General features: G+C 37.0%; 18 protein-coding genes. 11 read left to right on the top strand and 7 right to left on the bottom strand.

Annotated features, from left to right (window positions below):
• The 4 genes from DWA31_RS17340 to DWA31_RS12800 all read left to right on the top strand — a co-directional run.
• Nucleotides 1-298 (top strand): hypothetical protein (locus DWA31_RS17340; RefSeq protein ID WP_210725596.1); only part of this gene is annotated, 298 nt, incomplete at its 5' end.
• A 95-nt stretch (nt 299-393) separates the two neighbouring features.
• Nucleotides 394-762: a hypothetical protein gene (locus tag DWA31_RS12810; protein ID WP_114326975.1), complete on the top strand. Its 369-nt coding sequence runs from the start codon at nt 394-396 to the stop codon at nt 760-762.
• A 53-nt stretch (nt 763-815) separates the two neighbouring features.
• Nucleotides 816-1,493 (top strand): M50 family metallopeptidase, encoded by a 678-nt coding sequence (locus DWA31_RS12805; RefSeq protein ID WP_114326974.1) that lies wholly within the window; start codon nt 816-818, stop codon nt 1,491-1,493.
• 9 nt (nt 1,494-1,502) lie between these two features.
• Nucleotides 1,503-2,402 carry an alpha/beta fold hydrolase gene (locus tag DWA31_RS12800; protein WP_114326973.1) on the top strand — a complete coding sequence of 300 codons (900 nt, stop codon included), beginning with the start codon at nt 1,503-1,505 and terminating at the stop codon, nt 2,400-2,402.
• Between the two features lie 152 nt (nt 2,403-2,554).
• On the opposite strand, the gene DWA31_RS17220 is transcribed toward DWA31_RS12800, so the two are convergent.
• Nucleotides 2,555-2,725, bottom strand: coding sequence for a hypothetical protein (locus DWA31_RS17220; protein WP_168427339.1), 171 nt, complete (start codon nt 2,723-2,725; stop codon nt 2,555-2,557).
• Between the two features lie 178 nt (nt 2,726-2,903).
• On the opposite strand from DWA31_RS17220, the gene fadD reads away from it, so the two are divergent.
• Nucleotides 2,904-4,559: a long-chain-fatty-acid--CoA ligase FadD gene (gene fadD / locus DWA31_RS12795; RefSeq protein ID WP_114326972.1), complete on the top strand. Its 1,656-nt coding sequence runs from the start codon at nt 2,904-2,906 to the stop codon at nt 4,557-4,559.
• Between the two features lie 93 nt (nt 4,560-4,652).
• On the opposite strand, the gene DWA31_RS12790 is transcribed toward fadD, so the two are convergent.
• Nucleotides 4,653-5,390, bottom strand: coding sequence for a YciK family oxidoreductase (locus DWA31_RS12790; protein WP_114326971.1), 738 nt, complete (start codon nt 5,388-5,390; stop codon nt 4,653-4,655).
• A 170-nt stretch (nt 5,391-5,560) separates the two neighbouring features.
• Here DWA31_RS12790 and sohB point away from each other — a divergent pair, with 170 nt between their 5' ends.
• Nucleotides 5,561-6,625: a protease SohB gene (gene sohB, locus DWA31_RS12785; protein WP_114326970.1), complete on the top strand. Its 1,065-nt coding sequence runs from the start codon at nt 5,561-5,563 to the stop codon at nt 6,623-6,625.
• A gap of 132 nt (nt 6,626-6,757) precedes the next feature.
• Here sohB and DWA31_RS12780 read toward each other — a convergent pair whose 3' ends face one another.
• On the bottom strand, nt 6,758-7,072 hold the full coding sequence (locus DWA31_RS12780; protein WP_114326969.1) for a DUF6172 family protein: 315 nt from the start codon (nt 7,070-7,072) through the stop codon (nt 6,758-6,760).
• Between the two features lie 105 nt (nt 7,073-7,177).
• Between DWA31_RS12780 and DWA31_RS17560 the strand changes: the two genes are divergently transcribed.
• The gene (locus tag DWA31_RS17560; RefSeq protein ID WP_245942617.1) at nt 7,178-7,390 is read left to right on the top strand and encodes a hypothetical protein; all 213 of its coding nucleotides are present in this window, start codon (nt 7,178-7,180) and stop codon (nt 7,388-7,390) included.
• 405 nt (nt 7,391-7,795) lie between these two features.
• On the opposite strand, the gene DWA31_RS12770 is transcribed toward DWA31_RS17560, so the two are convergent.
• The 3 genes from DWA31_RS12770 to cysZ form a co-directional block, all read right to left on the bottom strand.
• Entirely contained in the window at nt 7,796-8,116 is a 321-nt protein-coding gene (locus tag DWA31_RS12770; RefSeq protein WP_114326968.1) for a hypothetical protein, read from the bottom strand.
• A 4-nt stretch (nt 8,117-8,120) separates the two neighbouring features.
• Nucleotides 8,121-8,495: a hypothetical protein gene (locus tag DWA31_RS12765; RefSeq protein WP_114326967.1), complete on the bottom strand. Its 375-nt coding sequence runs from the start codon at nt 8,493-8,495 to the stop codon at nt 8,121-8,123.
• A 67-nt stretch (nt 8,496-8,562) separates the two neighbouring features.
• Nucleotides 8,563-9,363, bottom strand: a complete 801-nt coding sequence (gene cysZ / locus DWA31_RS12760) for a sulfate transporter CysZ (protein WP_281268634.1) — start codon at nt 9,361-9,363, stop codon at nt 8,563-8,565.
• A 166-nt stretch (nt 9,364-9,529) separates the two neighbouring features.
• Between cysZ and zipA the strand changes: the two genes are divergently transcribed.
• From zipA to DWA31_RS12740, 3 genes are all read left to right on the top strand, one after another.
• On the top strand, nt 9,530-10,636 hold the full coding sequence (gene zipA / locus DWA31_RS12755; RefSeq protein WP_114326966.1) for a cell division protein ZipA: 1,107 nt from the start codon (nt 9,530-9,532) through the stop codon (nt 10,634-10,636).
• A 333-nt stretch (nt 10,637-10,969) separates the two neighbouring features.
• Nucleotides 10,970-13,045 (top strand): NAD-dependent DNA ligase LigA, encoded by a 2,076-nt coding sequence (gene ligA / locus DWA31_RS12745; RefSeq protein ID WP_114326964.1) that lies wholly within the window; start codon nt 10,970-10,972, stop codon nt 13,043-13,045.
• Between the two features lie 18 nt (nt 13,046-13,063).
• Entirely contained in the window at nt 13,064-13,702 is a 639-nt protein-coding gene (locus tag DWA31_RS12740; RefSeq protein WP_114326963.1) for a hypothetical protein, read from the top strand.
• Nucleotides 13,703-13,706: 4 nt separating this feature from the next.
• Here the strand turns inward: DWA31_RS12740 and DWA31_RS12735 are convergent, their stop codons facing one another.
• Nucleotides 13,707-15,047, bottom strand: a complete 1,341-nt coding sequence (locus tag DWA31_RS12735; protein WP_114326962.1) for a Na+/H+ antiporter NhaC family protein — start codon at nt 15,045-15,047, stop codon at nt 13,707-13,709.
• A gap of 227 nt (nt 15,048-15,274) precedes the next feature.
• On the opposite strand from DWA31_RS12735, the gene bamJ reads away from it, so the two are divergent.
• On the top strand, nt 15,275-15,898 hold the full coding sequence (bamJ, locus tag DWA31_RS12730; protein ID WP_114326961.1) for a BamJ family beta-barrel-assembly machinery protein: 624 nt from the start codon (nt 15,275-15,277) through the stop codon (nt 15,896-15,898).
• Nucleotides 15,899-16,427: the final 529 nt, after the last annotated feature.

Below are 16,427 nucleotides of genomic sequence, written 5' to 3'. Positions count from 1 at the left end.
TATTTTATGCTTTACATACGCAGCGCCAGGCAAGTTCCTTCCTATTTCTGTCAAGGTTAGTTTATTACCTGCTATTAATGCGTCGCTACAACTCATCAATGTTTTCATTCTGGCATTATTGAAAGAAGATAAGGCGTTTTTGAAATATTTATGGCAAAGTAATAGCTCAGGCATGGCAGTTGTAACTTATGTGTGTTGTGGTGACTTACATAAGATCATAAATTGCTGTGCCTGTCACGTTTTGGGGATTCGTCAGCCCGTAGGGCGAGTTTCAAAGGCTTATATGCTGTGTTATTGATTTCGACAAGGGAGGAACCATTCTCTTCAATCAATGCCTTGCCTCTAAGCCTTTTAATTCTCGCTGAAACGAGTATTTTGAGGTAACATGAGTATATGAATATTTCTAGCGCTTCTAGTCAAAATTCAATTTTTGGTCTAACTAATCAAACGAACACATCAAAAAAATCGTTGGTGCGTTCAGTTGATCCTGTGGTTGTTCCAAAGGCAGAGCAAGAAACACTCTTAAACAAACAAGCTAACCAAGGCATTGTTGCTGATCAACAAGCCATTGCGCTGTTTGAGAAAAATCAATTAGAAGCTAATGCTGCAAAGTATTCGTTGAATAGCAGTACTTTTTCTACCACAGATAAAGATAAACCTTCCCCTAAAAATGAAACTGCTGTGGCAAGTTATCAAACCGTTGGTAATTTAGCCCAGAGAGAATCAGTTCAACAATTATTTGGTGTTGATGTTTTCGCCTAAAAGCGTCTGATTTTGTTATTACCTTGTGCCTGTATCACTACTAAGAATCCTTAATGTCTAATATATCCTCAGAGCAAACATCAAGCTTCTGGCAAAAATATCACTTTTTTATTCTACTTATTGCGGCTGTTGTTATTAAACAAGTGCCACTTGTATCTATTCCATTTAATTGGCTAGAAAGTTATTTTCATGAGATTAGTCATGGTCTTGCCGCTATTGTTACGGGTGGTAGTGTATTGCGTATTCAATTATTCGCAAATGGCGCTGGTTTATGTACTACACAAGGTGGTATGGGTTTTGTTATTAGTTTTGCTGGTTATGCAGGGGCAACACTTTGGGGATGGGGAATCTATAAATTAGCCAGTTCCCATCAACGTATCGCACAAATATTTTCAGTGCTATTATTTTTGTTAATCGTTAGCTCTATTATTTTTTGGGGGCGTGATCTTTTAACATGGTTTATTTTAGCGGTGTTAGCCGTTTTATTTTTGCTTACCATTAAATTAAAAAAGCTTCACTATTTGCAACGATTAATGCAATTATTTGGCTTGTTAATATTATTAAATAGTTTATCTAGTCCATCTTACTTACTTGATGGACGTAATTTAGGTGATGGTGCTGCTTTGGCTACGATGACTTTTATTCCTGAGATTGTTTGGGTATTAATTTGGTTTTCGTTAGCATTAGTTGCACTGTATTCTCTTTATAAAAGTGCTAAAAAACATAATTAAGGTAATCAAATGTCATCTGTAAACACGCTAGAAGAAATTAAATACTCTTTTGAGACTATGTCGTTACAAGGTATTGCTTGTGGTAGTAAAGAGACGAAAGATAATGTGGTTTTATGCCTTCATGGTTGGTTAGATAATGCGGCAAGTTTTTTACCATTGATGCCATACTTTGAAGACGAGCTAGTTAATAAACACGTTATTGCTATTGATTGGCCTGGTCATGGTAATTCAAGCCATAGAAGTTTGGATGCACATTATCATTTTATTGATTGGGTGTATGACTTATTACAATTATTTGAAGTAAATCAATGGCAACAAGTTGATATTGTTGCTCACTCTATGGGGGGAATGGTCGCGAGTGCATTTGCTGCCGCTTTCCCTGAGAAAGTGAAATCCTTGACCTTACTTGATTCTATTGGTTTTATTAGCAGTGAGGCTGAACAAACGACCCAACAATTACGTGATGGTATGCTAAGTCGTTTTAAGGGGAGTTCACTCTATAACAAACAAGGTGGTGCTAAGAAAAAACGCTACCATGCAAGTATTGACTCAGCTATTAAAGCACGGGTTAATGTTTCAGATCTTCAATTTGAACATGCTAAATTAATTGTCGAACGCGGGCTTATAAAAGAAGTGGGAGGTTATCGTTGGCGATCTGATGCTCGCTTGCGTCATACCTCTCCTTATCGGTTGACATTAAAACAAGCTCAGCAATTTATTCGTGATATTAAATGTCCAGTACAGCTTATTTACGGCAGTGATGGTATAGATATGGTCAGTTCGGGAATTAAAAGCTTTGGCGACTTATTTCAAAATTTTTCTAATGTCGAACTTAAAGGTGGCCATCATGTGCATATGGAGCAACCGAAAAAGACATCTGAATTAATTAAACATTTTTTAGCCAACTAATAAATCTCAACTCATATTCAAACAACTGTTTAAATATAACTGGTAGTATCAGTTGGAATTTGATAAAACTAGGTTAGAAGTATGACTGAAATTAAAAGTTTCAACTACACTGAAGAATAAACATATACCCATGTTACTTCAATATGTCGGATTCAGCTGGAGTTAGAAACGCCTTTAGGCAAGGCATTGATTGAAGATAATGGTTGTTCAGGAGAATATGCTCCTGCATTCTCTAATAAGCTACATCCATGTAGCGCCATTGTCGAAATCAATAACGTAGCATAAAGCGTTTCTAAACCAGCCTTACAGGGGGCCCTGATCAAATCATGTTCTTCGTTGCATCTATTTTTAAGGGAACGTACCCTTAATAAAAAGATGCGCCTTGACCATGAATCGTTCAGCTGCCCTGAAACGCACATCTTGAAGTATCATGGGTATAAAAACTATAAGCAGTCACAGCATTGTTAAATAGTTGTTAAAATAACTTATGAGGAAGGTATTGTGGAAAAAATATGGTTAGAAAAAAGTTATCCCCCTGGCGTTCCATTTGATATTAACCCAGATAAATATCCTTCTTTAGTCGCTATGTTTAATAAATACACTAAACAATATAGTGATAAAACGGCATTTATTAATATGGGAGTCCAAATTAGCTATGCTGAGTTAGCACAACAAGCCACAGCATTTGCCGCATACTTACAACAAGATTTAGCGCTTAAAAAAGGCGATAAATTTGCCATTATGGTACCAAACACGCTGCAATATCCCATTGCCTTGTTTGGTGCATTACTTGCGGGTTTAACCGTGGTTAATGTTAACCCTTTATATACAGCTCGTGAATTAGAACATCAACTTAAAGATTCAGGCGCTAAGGCAATTTTAATTATTGAAAACTTTGCGCAAACATTAGAAAAAATAGTGAATAAAACACCTATTGAGCATGTAATTATGACCTCTCTTGGTGATCGCCTTGGCTTAGTTAAAGGTGCGGTAATTAATGCAGTGGTAAAATATGTGAAAAAAATGGTACCAGCATTTAATTTACCTGATGCCATTCGCTTTAATGCAGCACTAGCTAAAGGCCATAACTTAACTTTTACTCCCGTTGAGTTGTGTGGTGATGATTTGGCCTTTTTACAATATACAGGTGGTACAACTGGCGTATCAAAAGGTGCCATGTTAACCCATCGAAATATGGTGGCTAATTTAGAGCAAGCAAAAGCAGCTATATTACCTATGCTTGAAGAAGGTTGCGAATTAGTTGTGACTGCGTTGCCGCTTTACCATATTTTTGCATTAACGGCTAATTGCCTGACCTTTATCACTTTAGGAGGTACTAATTTACTGATCACCAATCCACGTGATATGCCTAGTTTTATTAAAGAATTAGGAAAGTATAAATTTAGTGTAATCACGGGTGTTAATACGTTATTTAATGGTTTGTTAAACACTCCAGGCTTTAAGGATTTAGATTTCTCAACGCTTAAAATGGCTTTGGGTGGAGGTATGGCGGTACAACGCCCTGTTGCTGAACGTTGGCAGCAAGTTACTTCAACGCGGTTATTAGAAGGCTATGGCTTGACTGAATGTGCGCCTATGGTGAGTTTAAGCCCTTATAACCAAGAAAGTTACAATGGAACTATTGGTTTACCGGCACCATCAACAGACGTTAAAATTATGCTTGATGATGGTAGTGAGGCTGCGATAGGAAAGTCTGGTGAGATGTGGGTAAAAGGTCCACAAGTAATGAAAGGTTATTATAATCGTGAAGATGCCACCAATGAAACTTTGCATGATGGTTGGCTTGCCACCGGAGATATTGCTTTTGTAGATGAACAAGGCTATTTCACCATTGTCGACCGTAAAAAAGATATGATTATTGTTTCTGGTTTTAACGTTTTTCCTAATGAAATTGAAGAAGTAGTCATGATGCATGAGGGGGTGTTAGAAGCTGCAGCTATCGGAATACCTCATGAAGCGTGTGGAGAAATGGTGAAAGTATTTGTTGTTGCTAAACAAGGCGAGTTAGATGAAGCAACATTAATTAAACATTGTCGTGAAAATTTAACAAGCTATAAAGTACCTAAATTGGTTGAGTTTAGAGAAGAGTTACCTAAAACCAATGTCGGTAAAATTTTACGAAGGGAACTTAGGTAAAGCTGCGAGTTAATAGTGGCGAGTTACGAAAACAATATACTGTGCAGTATGGTGCTTCGAGACTCGTTACTTTTACTGCTCGCAACTAATAGCCTATTGCGCTTTTAACGTTTTACCATTCACGGCTAAACTATCATCAGACATTAAATAAACATACAGCGGCATAATATCTGCTGGGGTTGCAAGGATGTCTTTATCTTCAGCGGGATAAGCACTAGCGCGCATATTAGTTTTAGTTGCGCCCGGGTTAATTGCGTTGACTCGCAGACTCGAATTTTCATATTCATCAGCAATAACTTGCATCATACCTTCCGTGGCGAATTTGGAAATACTATAAGCGCCCCAATAAGCACGGCCTTGATTTCCTACACCAGATGACGTGAACACTAAAGAAGCTTTATCTGCTAATTGTAATGCAGGAATTAATGCTTGCGCTAATAAATATTGTGCAGTGACATTAACTTTCATTACATCATTAAATATTTGTTCATGAATTTGAGTGAATGGTGTCAACTCTCCTAACATCGATGCATTAAGTAATACGCCGTCTAGTTTTCCAAATTGGTTAACAATAGTGGAAGACATGTCAATATAATTCTGTTTGGTAGCACCTTTTAAATCTAGCGGAATTATCGCAGGCTCAGCCAACTTAAGGGCGATAATTTCATCATAAACTGCTTCAAGTTTACTTACTGTCTTTCCAAGTAAAATTACTGTAGCGCCAAGTTTTGCGTAGTTTAATGCCGCTTCACGACCAATGCCAGCACCAGCGCCAGTAACAAGTATGGTTTTATTGGATAAACAATTTTCTGTAATGGAGTAATCAAACATTTGCTGCTCTGGGTTCGAGTAATTAATTTTGGCTATTCTACTCTCTGATTTTTTCAATGACGAGGGAAAAATTTATTTTTATGCTTTTTTTTTTATTTTTAATCCCCATATTGGCTATTAGTCATATCGGTGAATATATCGTAGCGAAAATAACGCTCAGGAGAAAAAAATTGGATTTTTTATATGAATATGGTTTGTTTTTAGCGAAAACAGTCACCTTTGTTTTAGCTTTTGTTGCTATTGTTGCGGTTGTTGCTGTATCAGCAATAAAACAAAAACATAAAAAGGGTGAGTTGGAAATCACTGATTTGTCAGAGCAATTTGAAGAGGTAGAGCAAGAAGTTATTCATGCTTTATTGAATAAAGAAGAATTAAAGCAAAAAGAAAAAAATGATAAAAAGTTAGCAAAAGAGAAAGCCAAAGCAGATAAACTGTCTGCCAAGAAAAAATCAAAATCAGAAAATGATAACGAAATACAAAGTAAATCAAAAGTGTTTGTTATTGATTTTAAAGGTAGTATCGATGCTAAAGAAGTTAGCTCTTTACGTGAAGAAGTTTCTGCTATTTTGTCAGTGGCAACTAAGCAGGATGAAGTTTTTGTACGCCTAGAAAGTGGTGGCGGTATGGTGCATGGTTACGGTTTAGCATCGTCACAACTAGATAGAATTCGTCAACATGATATTCCATTGACTGTTTCTGTTGATAAAGTGGCTGCCTCGGGCGGTTATATGATGGCCTGTGTAGCTAATAATATTATCGCAGCCCCATTTGCTATTCTTGGTTCAATTGGTGTTATTGCTCAGTTACCTAACTTTAATAAGCTGTTAAAGAAAAATGATATAGATTTTGAACAGTTTACCGCCGGTGAGTTTAAACGCACGGTAACTATGTTTGGTGAAAACACTGAAAAAGGTAAAGAAAAATTTATTGAAGAGCTTGAAGAAACTCATGTGTTATTTAAAGATTTTGTTGGTGAACATAGACCAAGTTTAGACTTAAACAAGGTTGCCACGGGTGAACATTGGTTTGGTACAAAAGCTTTAGAATTAGGTTTAGTTGATACTATCCAAACAAGTGATGACTACTTACAAAATATTAGTAAAAGCCACAAAGTAGTTGCTATTAAGTATGAAATGAAAAAAGGTTTAGCTGAGAAATTTGCTAAAGCAGTATCTTTATCTGCAGAAAGTGTTTTAGGAAAGTTATTACAAAAGAATCGTATCTTTCCAAGTTAGTCTATTATACCCATGTTACTTCAAAGTGAAACGCGCATTTTGGGCATCACGGGTATAAGTCTTTCTGTCAATGATGTGAAGTAGAGATCGTGAAAATAACGATTTCTACACATCACATCATTTAACTAATGGCTACTCTTCAAAATCATCACTGTCATCAATAGGTTTCTTAGTTCTCTTACCTGGTTTTACTAAAATCTCTAAATAAAAGCTCTCTAGCTCATTTTGTACTGCATCATCAATGCTTTTATTAAGAGCAGAGGTATGAATAACTTCTGCTGACTCTTTGGTGTGTCCGTATTTACAATCAAAATCCCAAAAATCAACATCTTCAGGCAGTTTTTTATTTCTCTCTCTTTTAAGGTATTTTTTTACCTCATGCTTAATCGAATCAACAAGTCGTGGGGCTTTGATTTTTTCATGGGTTAATGAAAATGTTTTTCTCATGGTGGTACCTTAAATAAACGCTTAAAAATTTCTGGTGGCTAGGGTCTGTTGATATTTCGCGGTTAAATTTTGTTCGAGATAAAAGCGTTTTAATCACGGCGAGTAGTGTGTAGCCTAGTCACTCTAAGCAAATACTACTCAACAAAGAGTAAAACGCTTTTAGCCGAATCCTTCGGACAGTGTTTGTTGGTCATTTTTACGGCGTTATCGCCTTTTTATGTGGAACAACCACATGACAAAGGCTCTACCTTGTATAAATACCCAACAAATAGCTGCAAAAACAATCTCGAAAGATCAACAGACCCTAGTTTAACATAGCGGTAAAGTGCTTTTTACTTTATCTTAACCCAGAATAAAAATATGTTTTACTTTGTGTCTTTATGAAAAGATAGTTTATCTCCGACAGAGCATTGAAAAGGTGTCATACGCCCAACAGTCCATGTGGCCTTATTTCTTTTACCACGCAAAGTATATTTGCCATTAGAATAGAGAAAACCTGATGCAACAGTTTTATTCGGTAGAATAATAGCTTGTTTGCCAAATCCATTGATAATTGCAATTTTTGTATCGCTTTCGTTACTCGTAGAAGTAAAATTGGCTGATAGTTTAGTGTTTCAGTTGCAGGTGTACTTTACATTTCTTGTACTTGTTTTCTGGATCTTTATATCTGATTTATCGCTTGTTATGTAGGAACGAGTTTCGGCGCAACTTGATAAAAAGGTGCTAACTATGATTACCAGTAATTGTTTTTTTTCTAAACTGAAATGCTTTTTCACAAGCGGGTAATTCATAAAACATGGGGGCACCATTTATTCTATTACCGTTATAAACATCAGCTTCATCTTGGCATACCGATTTGCTTTTTTTAAATTTAGTTAAGCATTCATGATAAATTTCATTTTTCCTCGGCTTTAAAGCAATTTGGCGATCGGTTTCACAAGCTTTGTCTAATTCGGCTTGCTTGGTTTTAGTTGAGTGGGCTAGTGCTATTGAACCGTTGATGGTAAATAGCACTATAGTCATTAATATATATACTTTTCGCATGACGTTACTCTTCTTTTAGCTCCACAATAACATCCACTTGGCGCTTTCTGTTTTGCTGAGAAATAACCACACGAATGTTATGCTTTTCTTGCTGATAAGTTAAGGTTAAACGCCCGCGCTTTTCTTCTTGTGCAATAAATTCCCCATAGTGCTGTTGATAAAAGTTAATTATCTGCTCTTCTGTAGCACTGGTGAAATAATTTAATACCGCGGGTAGTTCATCGGTGAAATCAGCGAAAACTTGGGCATTAGTCATTATGGGTATAATAACACTGTTTGTACTCGCATCGCTTTCTTCTAAGGCATATATACTTGTGCTAAAACTCAGTAAAATAGCACTAACGAATAGTGAAAATTTGTTTGAATTCTTTTTGTTCATTGTTTAATCCTATAATAACTTTGCCAACATATTTAAATATATACGATTTTTAGTCATAGTGCGACAATCACTTCGATATAAAATCATCACGGTAGTGATCAACCCACAATGCAGTAGCACCACAAATGGCAACAGGCATAACAATTAAGTTAACTAATGGCAGCATTGAAAAAACTGTGACACTAACGCCAAAACTATAACTCAAGTTTTTCTGTTGTTGTATCGTTTGTTTCATAACTGAAAAAGGAACTTTGTGATTATCAAAAGGGTAGTCTTTGTATTGTACTGCCATCATCCAAGCAACAAATAAAAACCACATCACTTGACCAATAACAGGCAAAACCCAAAGTAATATAAAGAATCCAATAGCACGTGGTAAATAATAAGTGAGTTTTTGAAGTTCACGAGCTAGGGTTCTAGGAATATCCTTAACAACATCCATCATGCCGCTATTGTTTGTTGATCCTTGCGAAGCTTTTTCTTTTAGTAAAAGCAATTCGATTTTTTCTGATAATAAACCATTAAAAGGGGCCGCAAGCCAATTAGCTGCAGTACTAAATATAAAAGAAAAAATAATTAATATAGTGATAACCGCAAGTGGCCATAATACAGAGCTAAGCCAATTTAACCAATTGGGTAACCAGCCCATTAATATTGTCATGTAGTGTTCAAGTTCTATAAACATGAAATAGAAAGCGATACTAAAAAACAGTATGTTGATTAGTAACGGAATGAGAACAAAGCGGCGAATGCCCTTTAATTGAATAAGTTCAAAGCCTTTAAAGAAATACCCCATACCACTATTGGCAATAGCATGTTGTTTTTGATTAAACTTAGTATCTTCTGTTGTTTGTTTAGGATGAGTCATTGATAAATAATTTCGCTAACGTGTTGATATTACTCACTTGAGTATAAATGTACTGATAGTATAAGAACAGCACTAACTTGTTACAAAATACCATTGCTTCTGTTAGAATTACCATAATAATAAAATATCAATTCTCCTTAGAAAAAATGACAATACAGGCATAACAATGGAAGACAACATCAGAAACGCATTAATTATTCTTAGTGGTGTAGTAATTGCTGCCATCTTTATCCATGGTTTGTGGACCATTAGAAAGCAAAAAAATCCTTATAAGCTTAAAGCAAGTAAAGACAAAGTGAAGCCACTATCACGAGATTTTGACGGTAAAGGTTTTGATCAGGATGGTGTAGGTCAGGTTAAAATACTCAAACAGACTAATGAACCAGAAGTTAGCAGTGAGCAAGATTTTGAGCAACCTATTAGTCTTGATGAAATTAGTCACCTTGATGGCGGGCAAAGTGATGAAGTGTATAGTGAATTAACTTCTCAGGAGCAAGTTTCTGAACATGATGTTGAATTAGGTGCATCTGCATCACAAGTAAAACCAACGGTTGTTACTGACGCTAGAGAAGAGATTATTTTAGAAAAGCCTATTTATCAGCAGCCAGTTACTCAGGCTAAACCAGAAACTAAAAAAGTCGTTAATAAAAAGCCTAAAATAAAAGCTGAAATTAAGCGTGTAACGACAAAACGACCGCAAATGGAAATTAATTTTGGTGATGGTTTGGCTTTAGATGATTCCTCTACACCCAATATAGATATTGACGAATCGAAAGAGAAAATAGCGCAACAAAAAGAACAAGTAACAGAGAATAAAAAAATAGATAACTCAGCACTTGAATCACAAATTATTATTTTAAGTGTTGTTATGCCAGCGCATCAACAAATGTCTGGCGCAGCATTATTACCTAGTTTCTTAACATTAGGGATGAAATACGGTGAAATGAATATATTCCATCGCCATCAAGATAATGCCGGTAATGGGGCTGTAACGTTTAGTTTAGCTAATATGTTGAATCCAGGTTCCTTCGATCTCGACACAATGGAAACCTTTGTCACGCAAGGGGTGAGTTTATTTATGACCTTACCTAATGCTTCTGACCCTTTTGCCGCTTTTGAACAAATGCTATCAGCAGCTAAACAGTTGGCTGCAGAGTTTAAGGCACAATTAGTTGACGATAAACGTAATATAATGACCAAACAAACTGAGCAACATTATGTGAGTAAAATACGTGAATTTGACAGACAATATCGCCTTGCTAGTGTTGAATAAAAAACCATCGACTTATTTTTTTTAACCTATATACCCGTTCCACTTGAAGATGCATGATTCAGCTGGAATTAGAAACGCCTTTAGGCAAGGCATTGATTAAAGAGAATGGTTATTCCCTTCTCAAAATCAATAACGCAGTATAAAGCGTTTCTAAACCAGCCCTTTGGGGAAGGCTGAGCAAATCATACTCTGCGTTACATTTCTTTTTAAGGGAATAACCCTTAATAAAAAAATGTGCCTTGATTATGAATCGCTCAGATTTCCTGAAACGAGCATCTTCAAGTGGAGCGGGTATAAACCTTTTATAGGTTTCGTTTTTGAGTAAACCAAAACATGCCAAATGCTTCTTCATTAACAAGCGCTTTACAAGAACAGTTAAACAAAATCCATCAACAAATTAACCAGTATAATCATCAATATTACGTACTTGATCAACCCAGTGTACCTGATGCTGAATACGATAGGTTAATGCGTGAATTAATAACTATTGAGCAAACTCACCCACAATTAAAAACACTTGATTCACCTAGCCAAAAAGTGGGTGGGCAACCATTAAAATCGTTCACACAGGTTGCTCATCAATTACCTATGTTGTCGCTTGATAATGTTTTTTCTCGCGATGAATGGCAAGCTTTTGTTAAACGACTTCAAGATAGACTAGTGACGCAAAGTGACATTGTTATTTGTGCCGAGCCAAAACTTGATGGTTTAGCGGTAAGTTTACGTTATGAAGAAGGCATTCTAGTACAAGCAGCAACCCGAGGTGACGGCAGTACAGGCGAAAATATCACGACAAACATTCGCACGATTAAATCTATCCCTTTGAAGCTTATTGGTCAAAGTGGTGTCGATTACCCCGATATTATTGAAGTGCGCGGCGAAGTGTTTATGCCTAAAGCGAGCTTTGATAAGCTTAATGAACAAGCGAAGAATAAAGGCGAAAAATCGTTTGCTAACCCTCGTAATGCCGCAGCAGGTAGCTTACGACAATTAGACTCTAAGATTACCGCTAAGCGAAATTTGGCTTTCTATGCTTATGGCTTAGGTTATGTAAGTGACTTATACGTTGAGAATGGCGAGATAATTGATCAAGCGTTTTTAAAATCATCACATTTTCAACGTTTATGTCAGGTAAAGGCACTAGGTTTACCGATGTGCCCTGAAGTTCGTTTGCTAGAAAACCCACAACAAGTGGAAGAATTTTATCAAGAGATTCTAAATAAACGTGATGCGTTAAGTTATGAAATTGATGGAACCGTACTTAAAGTTGATAATATTACTCAACAAGAAAAGCTTGGCTTTGTTGCCCGAGCGCCGCGTTGGGCTATTGCTTATAAGTTTCCTGCTCAAGAAGAACTAACCGTTGTTGAAGACGTTGAATTTCAAGTTGGCCGAACGGGGGCAATAACCCCTGTGGCTCGTTTGAAACCAGTTTTTGTTGGTGGAGTAACTGTATCGAATGCCACGTTGCATAACCAAGATGAAATTGTGCGCTTAGGTTTAAAAATAGGTGATAGCGTAGTTATACGACGCGCAGGAGATGTGATTCCACAAATCGTGTCTGTCGTTCTTGATAAACGTGGCGATGATGCAAAGGATATTGTTTTTCCTAGTAGCTGCCCTGTATGTGACTCAAAAGTTGCTAAAGCTGAAGGCGAAGCTGTGCTGCGCTGTACTGCCGGGCTTTTTTGTCAAGCGCAACGTAAAGAAGCAATTAAGCACTTTTCCTCACGTAAAGCTCACGATGTTGATGGTTTAGGCGATAAATTAGTAGAACAATTAGTGGATGAAAACTTAATTACTACGCCAGCTGATTTATTTAAACTGACTGAAATTGACATTAGTACCATGGATCGAATGGGGAAAAAGTCGGCGATAAATTTAATTACCGCGCTTGAAAGCGCTAAAGAAACAACCTTGGCTAAGTTTATCTATGGTTTAGGTATTCGTGAAGTAGGTGAAGCAACGGCGGCTAATTTAGCTAATCACTATTTTACCTTATCAGCGATTCAAGCAGCAAGTTTTGAAGATTTACAAACCGTTAGTGATGTTGGCGAAGTTGTGGCAAAAAATATCGTTAACTTTTTTAAAGAAAGTCATAATGTTGAAGTGGTTTCAGCACTAGATGAAATAATGAATTGGCCTGATATTATTGAGAAAAGTGCCGATAAATTACCATTGGCAGAGCAAACTTTTGTATTGACGGGCACGCTAACTCAAATGGGACGTAGTGAAGCAAAAGCTGCATTGCAGTCATTCGGGGCAAAAGTGTCAGGCAGTGTGTCGGCGAAAACACACTTTCTTGTTGCAGGTGAAAAATCAGGCTCTAAACTCACTAAAGCGCAAGATTTAGGGGTTACAATATTGACGGAAGATGACTTAGTTGCTTTATTAGAGAAACATAATTAATGATGGTGATCTTGAGTAATGATTCAAAATGCAAAAGTAACTTCTAATTTATCTTTACTGCTTTTTTTATTGGTAGTTCAAGTTGTTTTTAAGACTGATGTTGCTTATGCAAATGAAGTGCAGCTTACCGATAAACAGGCGAGGGCATTACAATCATTAAATACCGAACCGCAAAGTGAAACTACTAAATCATTACGGTTAAAAATTACCATGCTGCAAGATAATAGAGGACAGAAATATTTGGGTGCTCTGGTTAGTCGAGCAGAATTATTACCTTATTTAACGCAGCTACAGCAATTATTAGCAGAAGATTTTAATCAATATCGAGCTTTACAAGCAGCACGTGATCATCAATTATTTCATTTAACAATACTTAACCCAAGAGAATACCAATTAGCAGACAAAGCTATTATTGAAGAATTACTTCTCCCAGATTTTAATCAAGCTTTTTCAAGCCAGCTAAGTGTTACCTTGATAGGATTAGGGAAAGTGGTACAAGAGAATAAAGAAAGCTTTTTTGTTGTTGCTCAAAGCGCGGATGCTCAGTTAATCCGTCAACGCTTTATACTTCCCAGTAAAGACTTTCATATAACCTTAGGCTTTAATCCCGGTGATATTTACGGAGTCAAAAAAGATCGCACTACCTTAATTGATTGATAAATTAGTTTTTTGTCATTTGCCAAAAAGCAAAGCCGGCAACAAAGAATAAAATCATTGGGTAAAAAGCATGAGAGACAACGGCCATAGGTGAAATACCTAAGGTGGTTCCTAGTAATAAGGCTTGTGCGCCGTAGGGCAGTATCCCTTGGTTAATACAAGCGAAAACATCAAGCAAGCTAGCAGATTGTGCCGGTTTTAGCTCACCATCTGTTGCTAATTCTTTAGCGGCTTCACCGGTAATTATTATTGATACCGTATTGTTAGCAGTAAAAAAATTACAGAAAAATGTTAAACCGGCAATACCAAAACCCGCAGCCCGTTTTTTATTATTGGGACTTAGTTTTCTTGCTAATGACTCAATGCCTTTTGTTAATGCCGCTAAGCCGCCTTGATGGCGAATCAACTCACTTAAACCACCAATAAATAATGACAAGATGAATATATCTTGCATACTTGAAAAGCCAGCGTTTATGTCCGTGATCCAAGTAGACAATTGATAACCGTTGTTCACCATACCTATTATTGCGGCAAGCACTATTCCTATGGTTAATACTACAAGTACATTGATTCCAGATAGCGCCAATATCAAAATAACAATATAGGGAACAAGTCCAATAAAGTCGGCGTCGGTAGTCATTTCATAATTAATGCTTTGACCTATTACTGTGAAAATGATTAAACACAAAATTGCTGCAGGTACCGCAAATTTAAAGTTAACTTTAAATTTGTCTTTCATATGTGCGCCTTGGCTGCGAGTTGACGCTATCGTGGTATCAGAAATGATTGATAAGTTATCACCAAAAATAGCACCAGAAATCAAACACCCCGCCACAACGGCAGAATCAAGCCCAGCAGAGTCAATAAAACCCAAGGCTATCGGTGCAATAGCAGCGATGGTACCCATTGCAGATCCCATCGCTGTAGACAAAAGGGCGGCAACTAAAAATATTCCTGGTAATAATAAATAAGAGGGGAATACCGCTAAGCCTAATTGAACACTGGCATCAACACTACCTGTTGCTTTAGCTACGCTCGCAAAAGCACCAGCCAAAAGGTAAATAATGCACATGGTGATGATATTTGCGTGACCAGCGCCCTTAATAAATTGATTTATTTGTTTTTCTATTGTTTCTTTAGCAACTACTTTACCTAAATAAAGTGAAACAAAAACAGCCGGGATAATGGCAATACTTGCAGGCAGTTGATAAAAAGCAAATTCGACACCTTGCAGGGTTAAAATTATGCCTGTTCCAAGAAAAACCCCAAGAAAAACAATAAAGGGTAATAAAGCAATAAAGCTATGCTTGTTTGGTTTAGAATATTCTATCGATTTACTATTCATGGATATTAGTATAATTATGCTAAGAAATTAATAAGCTATTATATTCAGTAAACTATTGTTGTGTGAAGTGAAGATTTGAAAGATGTGACTTTTCCTTATAAATAATATTAAATTGTCATACAGCGCTACTACATACTCATGAAACTTTATGATAAAATCGCGCCCAATCTGAAAGTAGGTGGTAATTTACTACCTTTTAATCAATTTATGCATGAGTGAAGTAAACTATGTCTGAAAACAAGTACGAAACTATTGAACAACGCGTAAGCTACGGTGTAGGTCGTCAATTAGGTGATCAACTACGTAATAATCCTTTTAAAGATTTTGATATTACCGCTGTTCAAGCTGGCATCGCTGATGCACTTACCGGTGCAACTAGCCAAGTATCTGATGAAGATTTGAATGCTGCTTTCTCTGTGATTTCTAAAAAATTACAAGAGCAAGAGCAAGCAATTGCTAAAGAAAAAGCTGCTGAAGGCGAATCTTTCCTTGCAGAAAATGCTAAACGTGATGAAGTTTCTGTTACTGAATCTGGTTTACAGTATGAAGTTATCACAACTGGAACAGGTGAAAAACCATCAGCTGCGAGCACTGTAAGTGTTCATTATCATGGAACATTTGCTAACGGTGATGTTTTTGATAGTTCAGTTGAACGTGGTCAACCTGCTGAGTTCCCTGTTGGCGGCGTTATACCTGGCTGGACTGAAGCATTACAGCTAATGACAGAGGGTAGTAAATGGAAATTAACTATTCCTTATGGTTTAGCTTACGGTGAGCAAGGCTCACAAGGTGCAATACCACCTTATTCAACATTAGTATTTGACGTTGAATTATTAAGTATTATTAGCTAATTTAGTTATTTTTTAAAAGCCCTCAGTTGAGGGCTTTTTTTTGTTTGCCCAGCGAAGCTGGCAAACCCGATAGGCTGAAAGAAGCCTTATCACCCCGACTAAGGGGAAGATAATCTGAATGGCAAGGGCGTCACTGGCTAACGGTGGGGTCTGAAGGAAGCCATAAGAAGTTAGAGGTACACAACTAACCGTAACCTGCTTCGGCGGTATTGGTGGGTAAGCGTCCAAAATAGCGCGAAGCCCAATACTTAGTCAGACCAATGCTGTGTTTGAGGGTGGAATTTCTAACAGGGAACTAGTGCAGTAACTGGGGAAGCCTGGCATTGTATCCAATCAAAATGATTTGATCAAAAATGGTTGGACGTATTATTCAAGAGGTGACTCAAGAGTATTACGAGTGTGAGGTGGCAGATGAACCCGTAGTAGTGAGTAAGGCTAGGCCGATGAAAGCCAGTAATGGTGTGGAGGATAAAACCAAGCCGACTGTCAACACTGTGTTTGACAGAGTCAATTTAAGCCACAAGCTTTC

This window comes from Candidatus Colwellia aromaticivorans (assembly GCF_003333305.1).
GTDB lineage: Bacteria > Pseudomonadota > Gammaproteobacteria > Enterobacterales > Alteromonadaceae > Colwellia > Colwellia aromaticivorans.
This window is presented reverse-complemented; position numbering and strand designations above follow the sequence as displayed.